7 protein-coding genes and 1 pseudogene are annotated in these 6,886 nt (G+C 33.1%); 3 read left to right on the forward strand and 5 right to left on the reverse strand.

What is annotated here, in order from left to right; genetic code table 11:
• Positions 1 to 104, forward strand: a pseudogene (locus HKP48_RS04965) (DDE transposase); the annotation flags it as partial.
• Positions 105 to 275: 171 nt separating this feature from the next.
• Here the strand turns inward: HKP48_RS04965 and HKP48_RS04970 are convergent.
• The 4 genes from HKP48_RS04970 to recR form a co-directional block, all read right to left on the reverse strand.
• Positions 276 to 1,595: a dihydrolipoamide acetyltransferase family protein gene (locus HKP48_RS04970; protein WP_296343441.1), complete on the reverse strand. Its 1,320-nt coding sequence runs from the start codon at positions 1,593 to 1,595 to the stop codon at positions 276 to 278.
• Between the two features lie 118 nt (positions 1,596 to 1,713).
• Positions 1,714 to 2,334 (reverse strand): HAD family hydrolase, encoded by a 621-nt coding sequence (locus HKP48_RS04975; protein ID WP_296343443.1) that lies wholly within the window; start codon positions 2,332 to 2,334, stop codon positions 1,714 to 1,716.
• Entirely contained in the window at positions 2,327 to 2,899 is a 573-nt protein-coding gene (locus HKP48_RS04980) for a phosphoribosyltransferase family protein (RefSeq protein ID WP_296343445.1), read from the reverse strand. Before HKP48_RS04980 ends, HKP48_RS04975 begins: the two co-directional genes overlap by 8 nt.
• Positions 2,900 to 2,906: 7 nt before the next feature.
• Positions 2,907 to 3,524: a recombination mediator RecR gene (gene recR, locus HKP48_RS04985; protein ID WP_296343447.1), complete on the reverse strand. Its 618-nt coding sequence runs from the start codon at positions 3,522 to 3,524 to the stop codon at positions 2,907 to 2,909.
• A gap of 164 nt (positions 3,525 to 3,688) precedes the next feature.
• On the opposite strand from recR, the gene HKP48_RS04990 reads away from it, so the two are divergent.
• Positions 3,689 to 5,161, forward strand: coding sequence for a sodium:solute symporter (locus HKP48_RS04990; protein WP_296343449.1), 1,473 nt, complete (start codon positions 3,689 to 3,691; stop codon positions 5,159 to 5,161).
• On the opposite strand, the gene HKP48_RS04995 is transcribed toward HKP48_RS04990, so the two are convergent.
• Positions 5,148 to 5,510, reverse strand: coding sequence for a CoA-binding protein (locus tag HKP48_RS04995; RefSeq protein ID WP_296343451.1), 363 nt, complete (start codon positions 5,508 to 5,510; stop codon positions 5,148 to 5,150). The genes HKP48_RS04990 and HKP48_RS04995 overlap by 14 nt on opposite strands.
• A 139-nt stretch (positions 5,511 to 5,649) precedes the next feature.
• On the opposite strand from HKP48_RS04995, the gene HKP48_RS05000 reads away from it, so the two are divergent.
• Entirely contained in the window at positions 5,650 to 6,786 is a 1,137-nt protein-coding gene (locus HKP48_RS05000) for a carboxypeptidase-like regulatory domain-containing protein (RefSeq protein ID WP_296343454.1), read from the forward strand.
• Positions 6,787 to 6,886: the final 100 nt, after the last annotated feature.

A 6,886-nucleotide genomic window follows, 5' to 3' on the forward strand; every position in this document is an offset into this window, starting at 1 on the left:
ATGCAGAGTCTTTTAATGCTAAAATTAAACTCTTTAGAGCTAACCTAAGAGGAGTAACGGACACTACTTTTTTCCTCTTTAGATTAAACAAACTCTTTGCTTAATCCCCATAAAATGAATGTGACCCGGAATTTCCAACTTGGTGTGTACTTGCAAAAGTTAGTGCTAAACCACGCAACAAAATCATACACAACAACGTTAAACGAAATAACAAAAAAGCACAGTTTAGAACTTTGCTTTTCTTATATTATGAAACTCTTTACGCTACAAGAATTTTAAATCTCTCTATCTGTGTCCCAGGCTTCTAAGTAGTCTTTTACAGCTTTTACAAACTGTCCGCCAAGGGCTCCATTTACTACACGATGGTCATAAGAATGCGATAAGAACATACGGTAACGGATACCAATAAAATCGCCTTCTGGTGTTTCAATCACTGCTGGCACTTTGCGTATTGCACCTAAAGCCAAAATACCAACTTGTGGCTGGTTAATAATTGGTGTTCCCATAATACTTCCAAATGTACCTACATTGGTTACGGTGTAAGTACCACCTTGTATATCATCTGGGTTAAGCTTTGCTAAACGTGCACGGTTTGCTAGGTCATTGACCTTTTTTGCCATACCTAATAAGTTTAATTGATCAGCATCTTTAATCACTGGGACAATTAAATTTCCGTCAGGTAGAGCTGCTGCCATACCTAAATTGATATGTTTCTTTTTTACCATGCTATCACCTTGTACAGAGATATTCATCATTGGGAAGTCACGTAATGCTTTTGCAACAGCTTCCATAAATATTGGTGTAAAGGTTAAATTCTCACCTTCACGGTTTTTAAAGCTGTCTTTATGTTTCTTTCTCCAGTTCCAAATATTAGTAACATCGGCTTCAATAAATGACTGTACATGCGCAGATATCTGTACAGAATCTACCATGTGCTTCGCCACCAATTTGCCCATACGACTCATTTCTACAATTTCGTCACCTCCAGATGCGAGTACTGGTACAACTTCTTTAGTAGGTTTTTGAAGGTTAACTTTCTGAGCTGGAGTTGCTGGTGCAACTGATTCCTGCTTAGGTGCTGAGCTACGTGACTCTAAATAGGCTTTGATATCATTTTTAGTCACACGGCCATCTTTTCCAGTTCCTGAAACAGTATCTAGTTCTGTTTGAGAAATACCTTCTTGTTTTGCAATATTTTTTACTAATGGTGAGTAGAAACGCTCGCCTGTAGATTCTATTGGCGTAGCAGTTTCTTTTGCTGCTTCTACTGTTTTAGTCACCTCAATAACCTCTTGTGCTGGTTCTTCTTTTGGTATATGGGATTCAGGTGCTTTTACCTCTACAGTATCACCACCTTTAGTTTTAATTACAGCAATAGTTTGTCCAACTTGTACCACATCATCAACTTCGAATAATTTTTCGAGTAATACACCATCTACTTCGCTTGGCACTTCACTATCCACTTTATCGGTAGCAATCTCTAAAACGGCTTCATCTGCTTCAATAGTCTCGCCAACATCTTTAAGCCATGAGGTAATTGTTGCTTCTGCAACACTTTCTCCCATTTTAGGTAATTTTAGTTCAAAATTTGCCATATCTCTAATTTGATAGTCGTTATTTTATAATCGAATGCAAAATTAATAAAAAATCGAATTATTAGCTGATAATACTTTAAATATTAATCAAAATTTAGTTTTCCGTTATATTAGAAATTTACTTCATTTCTCGTATTTCAAAATTAATTAAATTCTCGTTAAGCCAATTATAAAATTTTTTGTTTGGACTAATAATTATATTCTTCTGAGCCATTTTTACAATCGGAATATCATCTTCATGGTCTGTAATAAAAGTATCAACAGATTGTAAAGCATTCGCTTTTAGATATTCTGAAAGTCGAATTTTCTTCTGTTTACCTAAGTTTTCAAAATTAGAAACGAATCCGTTTTTAGGAAAATTGGTTGCCAAGCATGCATCAAAATTATATTGCTTTGCAATAACTTGGGCATAACTATATGGCGCAGCAGTTGCTAAAACTTTAATATCGAAACCTGAATTTGAAACTTCTTTGATATCATTTTTATAGGTTTCAAGTTTTGAAACAAAAGTTTCAAAATCTAAATCATCATTCTGAATCATTTTCATAACCTGATATTTTAGTCGTGCGTGAGAAATAATTCTAACAAACCGAAACTTTAAAAAAATAATTAAAGTTATCAGCTTAAGAAGCTTGATTTTTTTAAAAAAAAATTTCAACAGATACTTTAAAAACTCATGAAAAGTATTCGCGTTATACAAGGTACTATCTAAATCTACAACCAAGACTTTTTTATCCACGGCGATTGGTTTTGTAGTCTAACGACCATGGAAAACGAACGAGAGTGTTTTTAAAAGCATAAAAATCTGGAGCAACTACAGATTTGGGATTTGTCCAAGAAATGACTGCCGTTTTAATTTCAGAATTTGGAAATTGTTTGTTTAAAGATTTTATAACGGATTTGATGGTTACACCAGAATCTAGAGCATCATCAAGGATTAAAATGCTTATTATACTTTTAGATTTGGACTTTATTTCAATTTCTAAATCTGATTGGATTTCTTTCAACTTTCTATTCAAGTTCCGACGATGCTCCAATCGTCTTAAACCATCTAAAAGTGTGATCGGCGAGGCCTTTAAAAACGTTTGTAAAAGTTTTTTTTTCTTTATACCGTTTGTTGAATCTCGCTGTAACTTTACTATTGCAAACTCAGTAGTAGCAGAAGCATTTTTTTTAAATTCCTCCAACACAAATCCGCCACCATTTAAAATACCAACAACAACATTTGGTTGTATATCAATTTTTAAAAACAAGTCTTGGCAATGCTTTTCAAAATCTGATTTATGTAGGGTGAGCACCTTCACGAATAACTTATAATTTTAGTGATGCTTCAAAAGGTACGCGGTCTATAATACTTCTACCGAGTGTAATTTCATCTGTATATTCTAACTCATTACCAGCCGCAATTCCGCGTGCTATGGTAGATGTTGCTATATTTAAACCTTGAAGTTGTTTAAAAGTATAGAAATTGGTCGTATCGCCTTCCATCGTTGGACTCATTGCAAAAATAAGTTCTTTTATGTCGCCGCTTTTTGCTTTCGTTATCAAACTATCAATCTTCAAATCTTGCGGACCAATACCATCCATTGGCGAAATTTTTCCACCTAAAACATGGTACAACCCTTTAAAAATCCCCGTACTTTCAATCGCCATAACATCACGAATATCTTCTACCACGCAAATCAATTCTTTTTTACGCATTGGATTTGTACAGATTTCGCATAAGTCCTTGTCACTAATATTGTGGCAAGATTTACAGAAATTAATTTCTTCACGTACTTTTTTTATCGCACCTGCCAATAAAAAAGATTGCTCTCTTGGCTGACGCAATAAATGCAACACCAAACGTAATGCTGTACGTTTACCAATACCTGGTAACTGTGCCATTTCATTAACGGCATTTTCCAATAATTTCGAAGAAAATTCCATAATGGCGAAGTTACTCAATTTTTAATTTTTGAAATGATGCAGATTGGTAATTTTAAAAAGTTTATTTTCGAAAAGTGAATAAATAGACGCTTGTCCTCAATATGCTCCTAAGAAAAATAAGAATACTCAAATTGAAGCAAGTTTAACGGAAAACTATACAACTTATGTCTCCAACTTCCATCTTGCTCTTAATAGCTGCCTACTTCTCTGTTTTGGTTTTAATCTCCTATTTCACTGGAAAAGAAGATACCAATGCTGCGTTTTTTAAAGCTAATAAGTCCGCACCTTGGTATTTGGTAGCATTTGGTATGATAGGTGCTTCATTGTCTGGCGTAACCTTTATTTCGGTTCCTGGATTAATAGGTGGACAAGAATTTGCGTATATGCAAGGTGTTCTTGGTTTCTTTGTAGGCTATTTTGTCATTGCTTTTGTGTTATTACCATTGTATTATAGATTGAATATTACCTCTATTTACCAATATCTAGAACAACGTTTTGGTATTGTTAGTTATAAAACGGGTGCATTTTTCTTTTTATTATCCCGAGTTACAGGTGCATCTTTTCGTTTATTTCTTGTGGCTTTGGCGATGCAATATATTGTGTTTGAGCAAATGGGTGTACCATTTTGGCTAACTGTTGTTATTTCTATTTTACTAATTTGGATTTACACCTTTAAAGGTGGTATAAAAACTATAATTTGGACAGATACCTTACAAACACTTGCTATGCTGACTGCAGTTGGGTTGGCTATTTATTTGATAAATCAAAAATTAGATTGGTCTTATATAGAGTTTTTAAATTCTGAAACTTTTGCTGAAAAAGGACAGATTTTCTTTTTTGATGACATCAACTCCAAGCAATATTTCTGGAAATATTTTCTAGGAGGAATTTTCATCACAATAGCTATGACAGGATTAGACCAAGATATGATGCAGAAAAACTTAACCTGTAAAACAGAAAAAGATGCCCAAAAGAACATGATTAGCATGTCTGTACTTTTAGTTATTGTCAACTTTGCTTTTTTGTCACTTGGAGCTCTACTATTTATCTATTCGGAACAATTTGGAATACAAATACCAAATGTAGATGGCAGAGTAAGAACAGATTTACTATTTCCAGAAATTGCTATGAATCAAGGTTTAGGAAAACCTTTGTCCATTATTTTTATAATTGGTCTTATTGCTGCTGCTTACTCTAGTGCCGATAGTGCGTTAACATCTTTAACCACTTCTTTTTCAGTAGATTTTCTAAATATTGAGAAACGACCAAAAGCGCAACAAAAACCTTTACGAAAAAAGGTACATGTTGGGGTATCTATACTCCTTGTAATTGTTGTTATTATATTTAATTATCTAGACGGAAATGTTGTAAGTAACTTGTTTAAATTTGCCACTTTTACATACGGACCTTTACTGGGTTTATTTGCATTTGGTATATTAACAAAGCGACACATTAAGGACAAATATGCATGGATTATTGCATTACTTTCTATTTTAATAAGTTTTGGTATTACATTGTTACCAGAATCGGTAATTGGTGCTTATCAATTCCATTGGGAAATTCTAATCCTTAATGGATTTATTACGTTTATGGGGCTATTACTTATTTCAAAAAAACAACCTATTAGTATTGTTTAGTTCCCAAAAGCACCAATGTACAAGCGACTTCGTATTCAATATTATTATCTAAAAGCAATTTATAAAAGTCTAGATTTTCTGTACCAGGATTGAAAATGACGCGTTTTGGATTCAATCCAATAATGTAGTCATAATATGCTTCTTGATGCTTTGGGTTTAGGTATAAAGTTACGGTATCTATATCTTCATAATTTAATAATCTTTTATCAACAGACACACCTGCCACCTCACCTTCTCGTAATCCAAAGGCTTTAACTTCATGATTGTAATTCACCAACCTCTTAATTGCAATATTAGAATATCTGTGCTCTTTTAGAGAAGCACCTAGTACCAATGTTTTCTTTTTCATAAGCAAATTTTGTTAAGAATTGTTAAAACGAGTAACAACATACAAAATTAGTCGTCTTAATTAAAACAAACTATCATCAATCAATCAATCGATACTGAAATTTCATTTAACCTTTCAGTATCACAAAAATGAAAAATCAATGAAACATTACCTCATGGTAATTGTCATGCTATTTTCTTTTATGACAATTGCTCAACCCAACTCAAATTTCGAAATTAAAAATGGTTCAATCTCAGGCCGCGTTATGGATGCCGTCCTTAAAGAACCTATTCCTTATGTTAACATTATCATTAAAGATAAAGACAGTAAAATAATTACAGGTGGTATAACAGACAATGAGGGTGCTTTTTTCGTCGGGAAAATACCTGAAGGCATTGTAACCGTAGATATTACTTTTATAGGTTACAAAACAGTAACGAAAACGATTACCTTAGAAAAAGGAAATTATAAAGTAAACCTTGGAGACATACAGTTAGAAGAAGATACTGAGAGTCTCGATGAAGTGACCGTTGTTGCTGAAGTCACTACAATACAACAAAAAATTGACCGTAAAGTTGTAACTATAGGTAAAGATTTAACAACTGCCGGACCAACCGCATCGGATATTATGAACAATATTCCATCCGTTAATATGGACCAACAAACTGGAGCTATTTCGCTTCGCGGAAATGCCAATGTGCAAATTATGGTAGATGGAAAATTATCTAACGTTCCAGCAGCACAATTATTAAAGCAGATTCCTTCTACTTCAATAAAACAGATAGAATTGATTACAAATCCATCTGCAAAATATAATCCTGAAGGCATGAGTGGTATCATCAATATTATATTATACAAGAATGTAAATATTGGTTTTAATGGAAACTTAAATGTTGGGCTATCTTACCAAATTGAACCAAAATTTAATAGTTCTATCGATGCTAATTATAGAAACGGAAAGCTAAATTTTTATGGTAGTTATGGTAATAGTTTTTCGGACAATGTTAATGAAGGAAGATTTAACCAACTACAGACAGGAACGATTCAAACCTTAGATATTTTGAATGAAAATGACACACATTTATACAAGTTTGGTTTGGATTATTACCTCAACGACAAACATACGTTGTCGGTTTTTACAAATCAGAATGTATTTGAAGGTAGCGCAGTAGTAAATACAGAATTATCAAATACTGCAAACACAAATGTTGAATTTCAAGATATCTTCGGAGATAGTGAAAACACGAGCCAACAGTATAATTTTAATTACAAATGCGAATCAAGGGTTGGTAAATAGATAAAAAAACAAGCTTAATTCATTGAAAAACAACGTCTTAAACTTGTTTAAGTTATTGATTTTCAGTATCTTAATAGTCGATTTCAACAAGATTATTTTG

This window comes from Winogradskyella sp., assembly GCF_013042245.1.
GTDB lineage: Bacteria > Bacteroidota > Bacteroidia > Flavobacteriales > Flavobacteriaceae > Winogradskyella.

Excerpts from the sequence above, each read along its gene's own strand:
- HKP48_RS05000 (WP_296343454.1), top strand. The coding sequence starts at position 5,650 with ATGAAACATTACCTCATGGTAATTGTCATGCTATTTTCTTTTATGACA.
- HKP48_RS04970 (WP_296343441.1), bottom strand. The coding sequence starts at position 1,595 with ATGGCAAATTTTGAACTAAAATTACCTAAAATGGGAGAAAGTGTTGCA.
- HKP48_RS04990 (WP_296343449.1), top strand. The coding sequence starts at position 3,689 with ATGTCTCCAACTTCCATCTTGCTCTTAATAGCTGCCTACTTCTCTGTT.
- HKP48_RS04995 (WP_296343451.1), bottom strand. The coding sequence starts at position 5,510 with ATGAAAAAGAAAACATTGGTACTAGGTGCTTCTCTAAAAGAGCACAGA.
- recR (WP_296343447.1), bottom strand. The coding sequence starts at position 3,524 with ATGGAATTTTCTTCGAAATTATTGGAAAATGCCGTTAATGAAATGGCA.